Here is a 12,957-nt window from a genome sequence, read left to right as displayed (position 1 = left end):
CGAATATCGGACGAGGACTGAGAAATGGGAATCCGCAAGTACAAGCCGACGACGCCGGGCCGCCGTGGCTCCTCCGTCGCCGACTTCGTCGAGGTCACGCGGTCCACGCCGGAGAAGTCGCTGGTCCGCCCGCTGCACAGCAAGGGCGGCCGTAACAACGCCGGTCGTGTGACCGTTCGCCACCAGGGTGGCGGACACAAGCGCGCCTACCGAGTGATCGACTTCCGTCGTCACGACAAGGACGGCGTGCCGGCGAAGGTCGCGCACATCGAGTACGACCCCAACCGCACCGCGCGCATCGCGCTGCTGCACTACGCCGACGGCGAGAAGCGTTACATCGTCGCTCCGCGTGGCCTGGCGCAGGGTGACCGCATCGAGAACGGTCCCGGGGCCGACATCAAGCCGGGCAACAACCTGGCGCTCCGCAACATCCCGGTCGGTACCACGATCCACGCGATCGAGCTCCGTCCCGGTGGCGGTGCCAAGTTCGCCCGCTCCGCAGGTGCCTCCGTGCAGCTGCTGGCGAAGGAGGGCCAGATGGCCCACCTGCGCATGCCGTCCGGCGAGATCCGCCTGGTCGACGTCCGCTGCCGCGCCACCATCGGCGAGGTCGGCAACGCCGAGCAGTCGAACATCAACTGGGGCAAGGCCGGCCGCAAGCGCTGGCTCGGCGTTCGTCCGACCGTCCGCGGTGTGGCGATGAACCCGGTTGACCACCCGCACGGTGGTGGTGAGGGCAAGACCTCCGGTGGTCGCCACCCGGTCTCCCCGTGGGGTCAGAAGGAGGGTCGTACTCGTTCGCCGAAGAAGGCTTCGAACAAGTACATCGTCCGCCGCCGCAAGACGAACAAGAAGCGCTAGGAGCGGGTTTAGATGCCGCGCAGTCTCAAGAAGGGGCCCTTCGTCGACGACCACCTCGTAAAGAAGGTGGACGTACAGAACGAAGCCGGCACCAAGAACGTCATCAAGACCTGGTCCCGTCGCTCGATGATCATCCCCAGCATGCTGGGTCACACCATCGCGGTGCACAATGGCAAGATCCACATCCCGGTGTTCGTCACCGAGTCGATGGTCGGCCACAAGCTCGGCGAGTTCTCGCCGACGCGCACCTTCCGGGGTCACGTCAAGGACGACCGGAAGTCGAAGCGCCGCTAAGGCGGGGTGGAATCGACTATGACGAACACTGAAGGGACAACCATGGAAGCCAGGGCCCAGGCGCGGTACATCCGCGTCACGCCCATGAAGGCCCGCCGAGTGGTGGACCTCATCCGTGGCATGGATGCCACGGAGGCTCAGGCGGTCCTGCGTTTCGCCCCGCAGGCCGCGAGCGTGCCGGTTGGCAAGGTGCTGGACAGCGCCATCGCCAACGCTGCACACAACTACGACCACACCGACGCCAATTCGCTGGTCATCAGCGAGGCGTACGTGGATGAGGGCCCGACCCTGAAGCGGTTCCGTCCGCGTGCTCAGGGCCGTGCCTACCGGATCCGTAAGCGGACCAGCCACATCACCGTGGTCGTCAGCAGCAAGGAAGGAACCCGGTAATGGGCCAGAAGGTAAACCCGCACGGGTTCCGGCTCGGTATCACCACGGACTTCAAGTCCCGTTGGTACGCCGACAAGCTGTACAAGGACTACGTCAAGGAAGACGTAGCCATCCGTCGCATGATGACCTCCGGCATGGAGCGCGCCGGTATCTCGAAGGTTGAGATCGAGCGCACCCGTGACCGCGTGCGTGTGGACATCCACACCGCTCGTCCGGGCATCGTCATCGGCCGCCGTGGCGCCGAGGCCGACCGCATCCGCGGTGACCTCGAGAAGCTCACGGGCAAGCAGGTCCAGCTGAACATCCTCGAGGTCAAGAACCCCGAGACCGACGCTCAGCTGGTTGCTCAGGCCGTTGCCGAGCAGCTGTCCTCCCGCGTCTCCTTCCGTCGCGCCATGCGTAAGAGCATGCAGACGACGATGAAGGCCGGCGCCAAGGGCATCAAGATCCAGTGTGGTGGCCGTCTCGGCGGCGCCGAGATGTCCCGCTCGGAGTTCTACCGCGAGGGCCGTGTGCCCCTGCACACGCTCCGCGCGAACGTCGACTACGGCTTCTTCGAGGCCAAGACGACCTTCGGCCGTATCGGTGTGAAGGTCTGGATCTACAAGGGCGATGTCAAGAACATCGCCGAGGTCCGCGCCGAGAACGCCGCAGCCCGCGCCGGCAACCGCCCGGCCCGTGGTGGCGGCGGCGCCGACCGCCCGGCCCGTGGTGGTGGCCGTGGTGGCGAGCGTGGCGGTCGCGGTCGCAAGCCGCAGCAGCAGACGGCTCCGGCCGCCGAGGCCCCCAAGGCCGACGCGCCCGCCGCTGCCGCTCCGGCTGAGAGCACCGGAACGGAGGCCTGACCGAAATGCTGATCCCCCGTAGGGTCAAGCACCGCAAGCAGCACCACCCCAAGCGCCGCGGTCAGGCCAAGGGTGGTACGACGGTTGCGTTCGGCGAGTACGGCATTCAGGCCCTCACGCCGGCGTACGTGACGAACCGCCAGATCGAGGCGGCTCGTATCGCGATGACCCGCCACATCAAGCGTGGCGGCAAGGTCTGGATCAACATTTATCCGGACCGCCCCCTCACGAAGAAGCCCGCCGAGACCCGCATGGGTTCCGGTAAGGGTTCCCCCGAGTGGTGGGTCGCGAACGTTCACCCGGGTCGGGTGATGTTCGAGCTGTCCTACCCGAACGAGAAGATTGCGCGTGAGGCGCTTACCCGCGCTGCTCACAAGCTTCCGATGAAGTGCCGGATTGTTCGGCGCGAGGCAGGTGAGTCGTGATGTCGGCCGGTACCAAGGCGTCCGAGCTGCGCGAACTGGGTGACGAGGAGCTTCTCAACAAGCTCCGCGAAGCCAAGGAAGAGCTGTTCAACCTCCGTTTCCAGGCGGCGACCGGTCAGCTCGAGAACCACGGTCGGCTGAAGGCCGTCCGCAAGGACATCGCGCGGATCTACACCCTCATGCGTGAGCGCGAGCTGGGCATCGAGACGGTGGAGAACGCCTGATGAGCGAGAGCAACGTGACTGAAGAGACTGCCGCCCGCGGCTTCCGCAAGACCCGTGAGGGTCTGGTCGTCAGCGACAAGATGGACAAGACCGTCGTCGTCGCTGTCGAGGACCGCGTCAAGCACGCGCTGTACGGCAAGGTCATCCGCCGTACGAACAAGCTCAAGGCGCACGACGAGCAGAACGCTGCCGGCGTCGGCGACCGCGTCCTCATCATGGAGACGCGTCCGCTGTCGGCGACCAAGCGCTGGCGCATCGTCGAGATCCTCGAGAAGGCCAAGTAATTCTCTGAGGGGTATCCCTCAGAGTTCGTTCCGCCAGGCTCCCGGGGCAGTTCACTGAACTGCCCCGGGGGAACCGGCAGACAATCAGGAGATAGACGTGATCCAGCAGGAGTCGCGACTGCGCGTCGCCGACAACACGGGTGCGAAGGAAATTCTCACCATCCGTGTTCTCGGTGGCTCGGGTCGCCGCTACGCGGGCATCGGTGACGTCATCGTCGCCACCGTCAAGGACGCGATCCCCGGCGGCAACGTGAAGAAGGGTGACGTCGTCAAGGCTGTCATCGTTCGCACCGTCAAGGAGCGCCGCCGTCCGGACGGCTCGTACATCCGCTTCGACGAGAACGCCGCCGTCATTCTGAAGAACGACGGCGACCCTCGTGGCACCCGTATCTTCGGCCCGGTGGGCCGTGAGCTGCGCGAGAAGAAGTTCATGAAGATCATCTCGCTCGCGCCGGAGGTGCTGTAAGCATGAAGATCAAGAAGGGCGACCTGGTACAGGTCATCACCGGTAAGGACAAGGGCAAGCAGGGCAAGGTCATCGCGGCCTTCCCCCGCGAGGACCGCGTCCTGGTCGAGGGTGTCAACCGGGTCAAGAAGCACACCAAGGCCGGCCCCACCGCCAGTGGTTCGCAGGCCGGTGGCATCGTCACGACCGAGGCCCCTGTCCACGTGAGCAACGTTCAGCTCGTGGTGGAGAAGGACGGCAACAAGGTCGTCACGCGTGTCGGTTACCGCTTCGACGACGAGGGCAACAAGGTTCGCGTTGCCAAGCGGACGGGTGAGGACATCTGATGGCTACCACCACGACTCCGCGTCTCAAGACGAAGTACCGCGAGGAGATCGCGGGCAAGCTGCAGGAAGAGTTCTCCTACGAGAACGTCATGCAGACCCCGGGCCTCGTCAAGATTGTGGTCAACATGGGTGTCGGCGACGCCGCCCGTGACTCCAAGCTCATGGACGGTGCCGTCCGTGACCTGACCACGATCACCGGTCAGAAGCCGGCCATCACCAAGGCCCGCAAGTCCATCGCGCAGTTCAAGCTGCGTGAGGGTCAGCCGATCGGTGCCCACGTCACGCTCCGTGGCGACCGCATGTGGGAGTTCCTGGACCGCACCCTGTCGCTCGCGCTTCCGCGCATCCGCGACTTCCGTGGTCTGTCTCCCAAGCAGTTCGACGGCCGTGGCAACTACACCTTCGGTCTCACGGAGCAGGTCATGTTCCACGAGATCGACCAGGACAAGATCGACCGCGTCCGGGGTATGGACATCACCGTGGTCACCACGGCGACCAACGACGCTGAGGGCCGCGCGCTCCTTCGTCACCTCGGCTTCCCCTTCAAGGAGGCGTAACCGAGATGGCGAAGAAGGCTCTTATTGCCAAGGCTGCTCGTAAGCCGAAGTTCGGTGTGCGTGGCTACACCCGCTGCCAGCGCTGCGGTCGCCCGCACTCCGTGTACCGCAAGTTCGGCCTGTGCCGCGTGTGCCTTCGTGAGATGGCTCACCGTGGCGAGCTGCCGGGCGTGACCAAGAGCTCCTGGTAATCCCCTTCTGTCCTTAGGGACTTGGGAATTACCGGACGCTCTCGGTAAGTATTTGGACGGCGGGAGCCCCCCTTCACATGCCGTAGGCTTGTGGGGTTGGGCGCCCGCCGCCCATACCGACTTACTACGCCGTAGGTCCCCGCACCGCACCCGTCCCGCCTCTGTGTGGGGAGAGGGATGGCGCATACAGGAAACCCCGGCGAGAGAGGCCGAAGGCCAATTCATGACCATGACTGATCCGATCGCGGACATGCTGACTCGTCTGCGTAACGCGAACTCGGCGTACCACGACACCGTGGCGATGCCGCACAGCAAGATCAAGTCTCACATCGCGGAGATCCTCCAGCAGGAGGGCTTCATCACGGGCTGGAAGACCGAGGACGCCGAGGTTGGCAAGAACCTCGTCCTCGAGCTCAAGTTCGGCCCGAACCGTGAGCGCTCCATTGCGGGCATCAAGCGGATCTCCAAGCCCGGTCTCCGGGTTTACGCGAAGTCCACCAACCTGCCCAAGGTCCTCGGCGGCCTCGGCGTGGCGATCATCTCCACGTCGCACGGTCTTCTGACCGGCCAGCAGGCAGGCAAGAAGGGCGTAGGTGGGGAAGTCCTCGCCTACGTCTGGTAGTCGGGAACGGAGGAATAGCTAATGTCGCGTATTGGCAAGCTCCCCATCACGGTTCCCGCCGGCGTGGACGTCACCATCGACGGTCGTACGGTCTCGGTTAAGGGCCCCAAGGGTTCCCTCAGCCACACGATCGTCGCTCCGATCGTCATCACGAAGGACGAGGACGGCGTGCTGAACGTCGCCCGTCCCAATGATGAGCGTCAGAACAAGGCTCTGCACGGCCTGTCCCGCACGCTGGTGGCCAACATGATCACCGGCGTGACCCAGGGTTACGTGAAGAAGCTCGAGATCAGCGGTGTCGGTTACCGCGTCCTGGCGAAGGGCTCCAACCTGGAGTTCTCGCTCGGCTACAGCCACTCGATCCTGATCGAGGCGCCCGAGGGCATCTCCTTCAAGGTCGAGTCGCCGACCAAGTTCTCGGTCGAGGGCATCGACAAGCAGAAGGTCGGCGAGGTTGCGGCCAACATCCGCAAGCTGCGCAAGCCCGACCCGTACAAGGCCAAGGGCGTCAAGTACGAAGGCGAAGTCATCCGCCGCAAGGTCGGAAAGGCGGGTAAGTAAGCCATGGCATACGGTGTCAAGATTGCTAAGGGCGACGCTTACAAGCGTGCTGCCATCAAGCGCCGTCACATTCGTATCCGTAAGCATGTTTCGGGTACGGCCGAGCGTCCGCGCCTGGTCGTGACGCGTTCGAACCGCCACATCGTGGCCCAGGTCATCGACGACGTTAAGGGTCACACCCTCGCGTCGGCGTCGACCCTGGACACCTCGATCCGTGGTGTCGAGGCCGACAAGTCCGCGCAGGCCGTCAAGGTCGGCGCCCTGGTCGCCGAGCGTGCCAAGGCCGCGGGCGTCGAGGCTGTCGTGTTCGACCGTGGTGGTAACCAGTACGCCGGGCGCATCGCCGCTCTGGCGGACGCCGCCCGCGAAGCCGGTCTGAAGTTCTGATCCGGTTCCGTAGCTAGCGGAAAACGAAGAGAGGTAATTCCAATGGCTGGACCCCAGCGCCGCGGAAGCGGTGCCGGTGGCGGCGAGCGGCGGGACCGGAAGGGTCGCGACGGTGGCCCTGCCGCCGAGAAGACCGCGTACGTTGAGCGCGTTGTCGCGATCAACCGCGTCGCCAAGGTTGTGAAGGGTGGTCGTCGCTTCAGCTTTACCGCGCTGGTCGTGGTGGGCGATGGTGACGGCACCGTCGGTGTTGGTTACGGCAAGGCCAAGGAGGTGCCGGCCGCCATCGCCAAGGGTGTTGAGGAGGCCAAGAAGCACTTCTTCAAGGTCCCCCGTATCCAGGGCACCATCCCGCACCCGATCACGGGCGAGAAGGCTGCGGGCGTCGTCCTGCTCAAGCCTGCTTCCCCCGGTACCGGCGTTATCGCCGGTGGCCCGGTGCGTGCTGTCCTCGAGTGCGCCGGCGTTCACGACATCCTGTCGAAGTCGCTCGGCTCGTCCAACGCGATCAACATCGTGCACGCGACCGTGGCGGCCCTCAAGGGCCTGCAGCGTCCCGAGGAGATCGCGGCTCGCCGTGGTCTGCCCCTCGAGGACGTCGCCCCCGCGGCTCTGCTTCGTGCACGTGCGGGAGCGGGTGCGTAATGGCTCGCCTCAAGATCACGCAGACGAAGTCCTACATCGGCAGCAAGCAGAACCACCGCGACACCCTGCGTTCGCTCGGGCTCAAGCGCCTGAACGACGTGGTCGTCAAGGAGGATCGTCCCGAGTTCCGCGGCATGGCTAACACCGTGCGGCACCTCGTGACGGTCGAGGAGGTCGACTGATCATGGCGGAGAACAACCCGCTCAAGATCCACAACCTCCGTCCCGCCCCGGGCGCCAAGACCGCGAAGACCCGTGTGGGTCGCGGTGAGGCGTCGAAGGGTAAGACGGCCGGTCGTGGTACCAAGGGCACGAAGGCCCGTTACCAGGTTCCGGAGCGCTTCGAGGGTGGCCAGATGCCCCTCCACATGCGTCTCCCGAAGCTCAAGGGCTTCAAGAACCCGTTCAAGACCGAGTTCCAGGTCGTGAACCTCGACAAGCTGAGCGCGCTGTACCCGGAAGGTGGCGAGGTCACCGTTGAGGGTCTCGTCGCCAAGGGTGCCGTTCGCAAGAACAGCCTCGTCAAGGTGCTCGGCCAGGGTGAGCTCACCGTGGCGCTGCAGGTGACGGTTGACGCCGTCTCCAACTCCGCCAAGGAGAAGATCACCGCCGCCGGCGGTACCGTCACCGAGCTCGTCTGACCTTTTCAGACGTCTCTATGACATGAGCGATTCCCAACCGGGGATGCCCCACATATGGGGCATCCCCGGTTGGTCGTTCCAAGGGGGCATGGTCGCCGGTAAGGTGGCCTGCACTGTGCTGTATCTGTCTGGGGCTGACGCCCCGGGCCGGGCGGTGTGTCCTGAAGACGACGAGTCTGAGGGATCTTCACCCGGTGCTTGACTGTTACGCATTCCTTCATTCATCGAACCTCAAGACCGTCACCTCTGACGCACTTGCGCGGGGGTCGCAGGAGGCACCGTGCTCACCGCGTTCGCCCGGGCGTTCAAGACGCCCGACCTGCGCAAGAAGCTGCTCTTCACACTCGGCATCATCGTGGTCTACCGCATGGGTACGCATGTACCGATTCCGGGAGTCAGCTACTCGAACGTCCAGACATGCGTGGACGCGAACAAAGGCACGCAGGGGCTGTTCGGTCTCGTCAACATGTTCAGTGGTGGCGCGCTCCTGCAGATCACGATCTTCGCGCTCGGCATCATGCCGTACATCACCGCGAGCATCATCCTGCAGCTGCTCACCGTCGTGATCCCGCGGCTCGAGGCCCTGAAGAAGGAGGGTCAGGCGGGTACTTCGAAGATCACGCAGTACACGCGATACCTGACCGTGGCGCTCGCCATCCTCCAGGGCACCGGCCTCGTCGCGACCGCTCGCAGCGGCGCCCTCTTCCAGGGCTGCCCCGTCGCGAACCAGATCGTCCCGGACCAGTCGATCTTCGTGACGATCACGATGGTCATCACGATGACCGCCGGCACCGCCATCGTCATGTGGCTCGGTGAGCTCATCACCGACCGCGGCATCGGCAACGGCATGTCGATCCTGATGTTCATCTCGATCGCCGCCACCTTCCCGAGCGCCCTGTGGACCATCAAGACGACCGGTAACCTCGCCGGCGGCTGGATCGAGTTCGGCGCCGTGATCCTGGTGGGCCTCGTCATGGTCGGCCTGGTGGTCTTCGTCGAGCAGGCGCAGCGCCGCATCCCTGTCCAGTATGCGAAGCGCATGATCGGTCGCCGTTCTTACGGCGGTACGTCCACCTACATCCCGCTGAAGGTCAATCAGGCGGGTGTGATCCCTGTCATCTTCGCTTCGTCGCTGCTCTACATCCCGGCCCTCGTCGCGCAGTTCGCGGGAGGGAATTCCGGGTGGAAGACCTGGATCAACGACCATCTGACCAAGGGAAATCACCCCTATTACATCGTTTCGTACTTCCTGCTGATCGTTTTCTTCGCGTTCTTCTACGTGGCGATCTCGTTCAACCCCGAGGAAGTCGCGGACAACATGAAGAAGTATGGTGGCTTCATCCCGGGCATCCGGGCTGGCCGGCCGACCGCTGAGTACCTCAGCTACGTACTCAACCGGATCACCTGGCCGGGTTCGCTGTATCTGGGTCTGATCGCTCTCGTACCAACGATGGCGTTGGTTGGCTTCGGGGCAAGCCAGAACTTCCCGTTCGGTGGGACAAGCATCCTCATCATCGTGGGTGTCGGTCTGGAGACGGTGAAGCAGATCGAGAGCCAGCTTCAGCAGCGCAATTACGAAGGGTTCCTCCGCTGATGCGTATCGTCCTCGTCGGGCCGCCCGGTGCGGGCAAGGGAACGCAGGCCGCGTTCCTTGCCAAGGACCTGTCGATTCCGCACATCTCCACGGGCGACCTCTTCCGTGCCAACATCAGCCAGGGCACGGAGCTGGGCAAGCAGGCAAAGGCGTTCATGGACGCCGGCAACCTGGTTCCGGACGAGGTCACCATCGGGATGGCCAAGGACCGCATGGAGCAGCCGGACGCCGTGAACGGCTTCCTGCTCGACGGCTTCCCTCGCAACGTCTCGCAGGCCGAGGCGCTCGACGTCGCCCTCAAGGCGGACGAAGTGAAGCTCGACGCGGTCCTGGACCTCGAGGTCCCCGAGGACGAGGTGGTCAAGCGCATCGCCGGCCGCCGCATCTGCCGTAAGGACTCCGCGCACGTCTTCCACGTGTCGTACAAGCAGCCGAAGCAGGAAGGCGTCTGTGACGTCTGCGGCGGCGAGCTGTATCAGCGCGAGGACGACAGTGAGGACACCGTCCGCAAGCGGCTCGAGGTCTACCACACGCAGACCGAGCCGATCATCGACTACTACCGGGCCCAGGGCCTGGTACGGACGATCTCGGCGCTCGGCAAGGTCGACGAGGTGACCGCGCGGGCCATGGACGCCCTCAAGCGCGACAAGTAAGTCCGTTGTTACGCTGCTCCGGCCGCGGTGCCCGTACAGGGCGCCGCGGCCGTAGTGTTGTCTAGGTAAACCTTGTAGTACGGAAGACGGAGAGCGCAGGCGCCCATGGTGCAGATCAAGACCCCCGAGCAGATCGCCAAGATGCGTGAGGCGGGGCTGGTCGTGGCCGCGATCCACGCCGCGACGCGTGAGGCCGCGGTGCCCGGTGCCACCACCCGGGACCTGGACGAGGTCGCGCGCAGGGTGCTCGACGAGCACGGGGCCAAGTCGAACTTCCTCGGCTACGGGGGATTCCCCGCGACCATCTGCACCTCGGTCAACGAGGTCGTCGTCCACGGCATCCCGGACGACAAGACCGTCCTCAAGGACGGCGACATCATCTCCATCGACTGCGGCGCGATCATCGACGGCTGGCACGGCGATGCCGCGTACACCGCGTTCGTGGGCACCGGTCACGCTCCGGAGCTGGTCGAGCTCTCCCGGGTGACCGAGGAGTCGATGTGGGCCGGCATCGCCGCGATGAAGAACGGCAACCGGCTCGTCGACATCTCCCGCGCCATCGAGTCCTACATCCGCCGCCAGCCCAAGCCGGGCGGTGGCAAGTACGGCATCGTCGAGGACTACGGCGGCCACGGCATCGGCACCGAGATGCACATGGACCCGCACCTCCTGAACTACGTCGAGCGCCGGCGGGGCAAGGGCCCGAAGCTCGTCCCCGGTTTCTGCCTCGCGATCGAGCCGATGGTCTCGCTGGGTACGCCGCGGACCGAGGTGCTCAAGGACGACTGGACCGTCATCACGACGGACGGCACCTGGTCCTCGCACTGGGAGCACTCCATCGCGCTGACCGAGCAGGGCCCGCTGGTGCTGACCGCGCCCGACGGGGGTAAGGCCAAGCTGGCCGAGCTCGGTGTCACAGCTGCCCCGGATCCCCTTGCATAATGATCTTGGCTGTGGGGCAAACTCCCCCGATTCGTCTTTCCGGGTGCCCTGACGTAGACTGACTCGTCGGCTCTCGTGCACACGCATGCCTGCATGTATGTGCTGAGTCGATCAAGGTAGTCGATTCGAAGGGCGAAGCGTGGCCAAGAAGCAAGGTGCCATCGAGATCGAAGGCACTGTCGTCGAGTCTCTCCCGAACGCCATGTTCAAGGTGGAGCTCCAGAACGGCCACCAGGTCCTGGCTCACATCAGCGGCAAGATGCGTATGCACTACATCCGCATCCTCCCTGACGACCGGGTCGTGGTGGAGCTGTCTCCGTACGACCTGACGCGTGGCCGGATCGTCTACCGGTACAAGTAGATCTTGCCCGCACCCTGCCACGCGCGGGGTGGTGGCACTGACCCGGAGAACCTCACCCAATGAAGGTCAAGCCGAGCGTCAAGAAGATCTGCGACAAGTGCAGGGTGATCCGCCGTCACGGCCGGGTCATGGTTATCTGCGACAACCCGCGCCACAAGCAGCGCCAGGGCTGACGCACGACTGCAGTTCGCAGAGTTTCGCGCGACGCAAGTAAGCACACATGCAGGACCCGTCCCTCTTCAGATCCATTGGTAATGGAGGGCGACACCCCCGGTCGGAGGCCGGGGACCCAGGATGTACCTAGTACGGCACCTGGGAACGGTTCTGCTGAAGACCTCCGAGTATCAACAGGAGCCTTGAATGGCACGCCTTGAAGGCGTTGACCTCCCGCGCGACAAGCGCGTAGAGGTTGCCCTCACCTACGTGTTCGGCATTGGCCGCACGCTGTCCCAGCAGACGCTGGACGCCACCGGTGTGGACCGCAACATCCGCGTTCGTGATCTGTCCGAAGAGGACCTGATCAAGATCCGCGAGTACGTGGACGCGAACATCCAGACCGAGGGTGACCTCCGTCGCGAGATCCAGGCCGACATCCGCCGCAAGGTCGAGATCGGCTGCTACCAGGGTCTTCGCCACCGTCGTGGCCTGCCCGTCCGCGGTCAGCGCACCAGCACGAACGCTCGTACCCGCAAGGGCCCGCGTCGCGCCATCGCCGGTAAGAAGAAGCCGGGCAAGAAGTAGTCCTCGCTCAGCGGTCTATCGACAGCTGTCGCTGCAGGACCGACCACCTCCCGTAGGAGTAATAGATGCCCCCCAAGGGTCGTCAGGGCGCTGCCAAGAAGGTGCGCCGCAAGGAAAAGAAGAACGTCGCTCACGGGCACGCCCACATCAAGAGCACGTTCAACAACACGATCGTTTCGATCACCGACCCCTCGGGCAACGTGATCTCCTGGGCCTCCGCCGGCCACGTCGGCTTCAAGGGCTCGCGCAAGTCCACTCCGTTCGCCGCGCAGATGGCTGCCGAGTCGGCCGCGCGTCGCGCCCAGGAGCACGGCATGCGCAAGGTTGACGTCTTCGTCAAGGGTCCGGGCTCCGGCCGCGAGACCGCGATCCGCTCCCTCCAGGCCACGGGCCTCGAGGTCGGTTCGATCCAGGACGTCACGCCGACCCCGCACAACGGCTGCCGTCCGCCCAAGCGCCGCCGCGTCTGACGCACGGTTGTCTTAGGTTTTCGGGCGGTACGGCTCTTCGGAGGCGTGCCGCCCGTACCCTTGCAGTACTAGTCGGGCATCAAATAGTGGGTGTCCATGACTGAAGGAAACGTTTCATGCTGATTGCTCAGCGTCCCTCGTTGACCGAAGAGGTCGTCGACGAGTTCCGCTCCCGGTTCGTGATCGAGCCGCTGGAGCCGGGCTTCGGTTACACCCTCGGCAACTCCCTTCGCCGGACCCTTCTCTCCTCGATCCCGGGTGCGGCGGTCACGTCCATCCGTATCGACGGTGTCCTGCACGAGTTCACCACCGTGCCGGGCGTCAAGGAAGACGTCACCGACCTCATCCTGAACATCAAGCAGCTGGTCGTCTCCTCGGAGCACGACGAGCCGGTCGTGATGTACCTGCGCAAGCAGGGACCGGGTCTGGTCACCGCCGCCGACATCGCGCCCCCGGCCGGTGTCGAGGTGCACAACCC

Annotated in this window: 24 protein-coding genes and 1 pseudogene; all 25 read left to right on the top strand. The window is 64.7% G+C overall.

Annotation, left to right across the window (positions count from 1 at the left end):
* Nucleotides 1–24: 24 nt before the first annotated feature.
* A complete protein-coding gene (gene rplB / locus ACWFR4_RS38985) occupies nt 25–861 on the top strand; it encodes a 50S ribosomal protein L2 (protein ID WP_453656431.1) in 837 nt (278 codons plus the stop codon).
* A gap of 12 nt (nt 862–873) precedes the next feature.
* Nucleotides 874–1,155 (top strand): 30S ribosomal protein S19, encoded by a 282-nt coding sequence (gene rpsS, locus ACWFR4_RS38980; RefSeq protein WP_100594882.1) that lies wholly within the window; start codon nt 874–876, stop codon nt 1,153–1,155.
* A gap of 42 nt (nt 1,156–1,197) precedes the next feature.
* Nucleotides 1,198–1,545, top strand: coding sequence for a 50S ribosomal protein L22 (gene rplV / locus ACWFR4_RS38975; protein WP_026249422.1), 348 nt, complete (start codon nt 1,198–1,200; stop codon nt 1,543–1,545).
* Complete coding sequence (gene rpsC, locus ACWFR4_RS38970; protein ID WP_453466307.1) at nt 1,545–2,390, top strand: 30S ribosomal protein S3; 846 nt, start codon at nt 1,545–1,547, stop codon at nt 2,388–2,390. The genes rplV and rpsC overlap by 1 nt, the downstream gene beginning before the upstream one ends.
* Nucleotides 2,391–2,395: 5 nt before the next feature.
* A complete protein-coding gene (rplP, locus tag ACWFR4_RS38965; RefSeq protein WP_030782563.1) occupies nt 2,396–2,815 on the top strand; it encodes a 50S ribosomal protein L16 in 420 nt (139 codons plus the stop codon).
* Nucleotides 2,815–3,039, top strand: coding sequence for a 50S ribosomal protein L29 (rpmC, locus tag ACWFR4_RS38960; RefSeq protein WP_030671810.1), 225 nt, complete (start codon nt 2,815–2,817; stop codon nt 3,037–3,039). Before rplP ends, rpmC begins: the two co-directional genes overlap by 1 nt.
* Nucleotides 3,039–3,323: a 30S ribosomal protein S17 gene (gene rpsQ, locus ACWFR4_RS38955; RefSeq protein ID WP_100594880.1), complete on the top strand. Its 285-nt coding sequence runs from the start codon at nt 3,039–3,041 to the stop codon at nt 3,321–3,323. Before rpmC ends, rpsQ begins: the two co-directional genes overlap by 1 nt.
* 97 nt (nt 3,324–3,420) lie before the next feature.
* The gene (gene rplN / locus ACWFR4_RS38950; protein ID WP_003974257.1) at nt 3,421–3,789 is read left to right on the top strand and encodes a 50S ribosomal protein L14; all 369 of its coding nucleotides are present in this window, start codon (nt 3,421–3,423) and stop codon (nt 3,787–3,789) included.
* 2 nt (nt 3,790–3,791) lie between these two features.
* Nucleotides 3,792–4,115 carry a 50S ribosomal protein L24 gene (rplX, locus tag ACWFR4_RS38945; RefSeq protein WP_100594879.1) on the top strand — a complete coding sequence of 108 codons (324 nt, stop codon included), beginning with the start codon at nt 3,792–3,794 and terminating at the stop codon, nt 4,113–4,115.
* The gene (gene rplE / locus ACWFR4_RS38940; RefSeq protein WP_100594878.1) at nt 4,115–4,672 is read left to right on the top strand and encodes a 50S ribosomal protein L5; all 558 of its coding nucleotides are present in this window, start codon (nt 4,115–4,117) and stop codon (nt 4,670–4,672) included. The genes rplX and rplE overlap by 1 nt, the downstream gene beginning before the upstream one ends.
* Before the next feature lie 5 nt (nt 4,673–4,677).
* Nucleotides 4,678–4,863, top strand: a complete 186-nt coding sequence (locus ACWFR4_RS38935; protein ID WP_003948630.1) for a type Z 30S ribosomal protein S14 — start codon at nt 4,678–4,680, stop codon at nt 4,861–4,863.
* 223 nt (nt 4,864–5,086) lie between these two features.
* Entirely contained in the window at nt 5,087–5,485 is a 399-nt protein-coding gene (gene rpsH / locus ACWFR4_RS38930) for a 30S ribosomal protein S8 (protein ID WP_030221010.1), read from the top strand.
* A gap of 21 nt (nt 5,486–5,506) precedes the next feature.
* On the top strand, nt 5,507–6,046 hold the full coding sequence (gene rplF / locus ACWFR4_RS38925) for a 50S ribosomal protein L6 (RefSeq protein ID WP_405479013.1): 540 nt from the start codon (nt 5,507–5,509) through the stop codon (nt 6,044–6,046).
* A gap of 3 nt (nt 6,047–6,049) precedes the next feature.
* Complete coding sequence (gene rplR / locus ACWFR4_RS38920) at nt 6,050–6,433, top strand: 50S ribosomal protein L18 (RefSeq protein WP_453466305.1); 384 nt, start codon at nt 6,050–6,052, stop codon at nt 6,431–6,433.
* 42 nt (nt 6,434–6,475) lie between these two features.
* On the top strand, nt 6,476–7,078 hold the full coding sequence (gene rpsE, locus ACWFR4_RS38915; protein ID WP_100594875.1) for a 30S ribosomal protein S5: 603 nt from the start codon (nt 6,476–6,478) through the stop codon (nt 7,076–7,078).
* Nucleotides 7,078–7,260 (top strand): 50S ribosomal protein L30, encoded by a 183-nt coding sequence (gene rpmD / locus ACWFR4_RS38910; RefSeq protein WP_041985698.1) that lies wholly within the window; start codon nt 7,078–7,080, stop codon nt 7,258–7,260. The genes rpsE and rpmD overlap by 1 nt, the downstream gene beginning before the upstream one ends.
* Nucleotides 7,261–7,262: 2 nt before the next feature.
* Nucleotides 7,263–7,718, top strand: a complete 456-nt coding sequence (gene rplO / locus ACWFR4_RS38905) for a 50S ribosomal protein L15 (protein ID WP_100594874.1) — start codon at nt 7,263–7,265, stop codon at nt 7,716–7,718.
* Between the two features lie 280 nt (nt 7,719–7,998).
* Nucleotides 7,999–9,312 carry a preprotein translocase subunit SecY gene (gene secY, locus ACWFR4_RS38900; RefSeq protein ID WP_453466303.1) on the top strand — a complete coding sequence of 438 codons (1,314 nt, stop codon included), beginning with the start codon at nt 7,999–8,001 and terminating at the stop codon, nt 9,310–9,312.
* The gene (locus ACWFR4_RS38895; protein ID WP_453466301.1) at nt 9,312–9,965 is read left to right on the top strand and encodes an adenylate kinase; all 654 of its coding nucleotides are present in this window, start codon (nt 9,312–9,314) and stop codon (nt 9,963–9,965) included. Before secY ends, ACWFR4_RS38895 begins: the two co-directional genes overlap by 1 nt.
* Nucleotides 9,966–10,070: 105 nt before the next feature.
* The gene (gene map / locus ACWFR4_RS38890) at nt 10,071–10,907 is read left to right on the top strand and encodes a type I methionyl aminopeptidase (RefSeq protein ID WP_453466299.1); all 837 of its coding nucleotides are present in this window, start codon (nt 10,071–10,073) and stop codon (nt 10,905–10,907) included.
* Between the two features lie 139 nt (nt 10,908–11,046).
* A complete protein-coding gene (infA, locus tag ACWFR4_RS38885) occupies nt 11,047–11,268 on the top strand; it encodes a translation initiation factor IF-1 (RefSeq protein WP_003948620.1) in 222 nt (73 codons plus the stop codon).
* 59 nt (nt 11,269–11,327) lie between these two features.
* Nucleotides 11,328–11,441 carry a 50S ribosomal protein L36 gene (gene rpmJ, locus ACWFR4_RS38880; RefSeq protein WP_003974245.1) on the top strand — a complete coding sequence of 38 codons (114 nt, stop codon included), beginning with the start codon at nt 11,328–11,330 and terminating at the stop codon, nt 11,439–11,441.
* Between the two features lie 187 nt (nt 11,442–11,628).
* Nucleotides 11,629–12,009: a 30S ribosomal protein S13 gene (rpsM, locus tag ACWFR4_RS38875; RefSeq protein ID WP_100594870.1), complete on the top strand. Its 381-nt coding sequence runs from the start codon at nt 11,629–11,631 to the stop codon at nt 12,007–12,009.
* Nucleotides 12,010–12,074: 65 nt separating this feature from the next.
* Nucleotides 12,075–12,479: a 30S ribosomal protein S11 gene (gene rpsK / locus ACWFR4_RS38870; RefSeq protein WP_003956432.1), complete on the top strand. Its 405-nt coding sequence runs from the start codon at nt 12,075–12,077 to the stop codon at nt 12,477–12,479.
* Nucleotides 12,480–12,595: 116 nt separating this feature from the next.
* A pseudogene (locus ACWFR4_RS38865) lies at nt 12,596–12,957 on the top strand (DNA-directed RNA polymerase subunit alpha); the annotation flags it as partial.

Source organism: Streptomyces sp. NPDC055140 (genome assembly GCF_053607285.1).
The sequence above is the reverse complement of the archived record's forward strand: the minus strand, read 5'-3'. Positions and strand labels throughout refer to the sequence as shown.

Bases quoted from the DNA above. Each gene is read 5' to 3' on its own strand.
- rplB (WP_453656431.1), top strand. From the start codon at position 25: ATGGGAATCCGCAAGTACAAGCCGACGACGCCGGGCCGCCGTGGCTCC.
- rpsS (WP_100594882.1), top strand. From the start codon at position 874: ATGCCGCGCAGTCTCAAGAAGGGGCCCTTCGTCGACGACCACCTCGTA.
- rplV (WP_026249422.1), top strand. From the start codon at position 1,198: ATGGAAGCCAGGGCCCAGGCGCGGTACATCCGCGTCACGCCCATGAAG.
- rpsC (WP_453466307.1), top strand. From the start codon at position 1,545: ATGGGCCAGAAGGTAAACCCGCACGGGTTCCGGCTCGGTATCACCACG.
- rplP (WP_030782563.1), top strand. From the start codon at position 2,396: ATGCTGATCCCCCGTAGGGTCAAGCACCGCAAGCAGCACCACCCCAAG.
- rpmC (WP_030671810.1), top strand. From the start codon at position 2,815: ATGTCGGCCGGTACCAAGGCGTCCGAGCTGCGCGAACTGGGTGACGAG.
- rpsQ (WP_100594880.1), top strand. From the start codon at position 3,039: ATGAGCGAGAGCAACGTGACTGAAGAGACTGCCGCCCGCGGCTTCCGC.
- rplX (WP_100594879.1), top strand. From the start codon at position 3,792: ATGAAGATCAAGAAGGGCGACCTGGTACAGGTCATCACCGGTAAGGAC.
- rplE (WP_100594878.1), top strand. From the start codon at position 4,115: ATGGCTACCACCACGACTCCGCGTCTCAAGACGAAGTACCGCGAGGAG.
- ACWFR4_RS38935 (WP_003948630.1), top strand. From the start codon at position 4,678: ATGGCGAAGAAGGCTCTTATTGCCAAGGCTGCTCGTAAGCCGAAGTTC.
- rpsH (WP_030221010.1), top strand. From the start codon at position 5,087: ATGACCATGACTGATCCGATCGCGGACATGCTGACTCGTCTGCGTAAC.
- rplF (WP_405479013.1), top strand. From the start codon at position 5,507: ATGTCGCGTATTGGCAAGCTCCCCATCACGGTTCCCGCCGGCGTGGAC.
- rplR (WP_453466305.1), top strand. From the start codon at position 6,050: ATGGCATACGGTGTCAAGATTGCTAAGGGCGACGCTTACAAGCGTGCT.
- rpsE (WP_100594875.1), top strand. From the start codon at position 6,476: ATGGCTGGACCCCAGCGCCGCGGAAGCGGTGCCGGTGGCGGCGAGCGG.
- rpmD (WP_041985698.1), top strand. From the start codon at position 7,078: ATGGCTCGCCTCAAGATCACGCAGACGAAGTCCTACATCGGCAGCAAG.
- rplO (WP_100594874.1), top strand. From the start codon at position 7,263: ATGGCGGAGAACAACCCGCTCAAGATCCACAACCTCCGTCCCGCCCCG.
- ACWFR4_RS38895 (WP_453466301.1), top strand. From the start codon at position 9,312: ATGCGTATCGTCCTCGTCGGGCCGCCCGGTGCGGGCAAGGGAACGCAG.
- map (WP_453466299.1), top strand. From the start codon at position 10,071: ATGGTGCAGATCAAGACCCCCGAGCAGATCGCCAAGATGCGTGAGGCG.
- rpmJ (WP_003974245.1), top strand. From the start codon at position 11,328: ATGAAGGTCAAGCCGAGCGTCAAGAAGATCTGCGACAAGTGCAGGGTG.
- rpsM (WP_100594870.1), top strand. From the start codon at position 11,629: ATGGCACGCCTTGAAGGCGTTGACCTCCCGCGCGACAAGCGCGTAGAG.
- rpsK (WP_003956432.1), top strand. From the start codon at position 12,075: ATGCCCCCCAAGGGTCGTCAGGGCGCTGCCAAGAAGGTGCGCCGCAAG.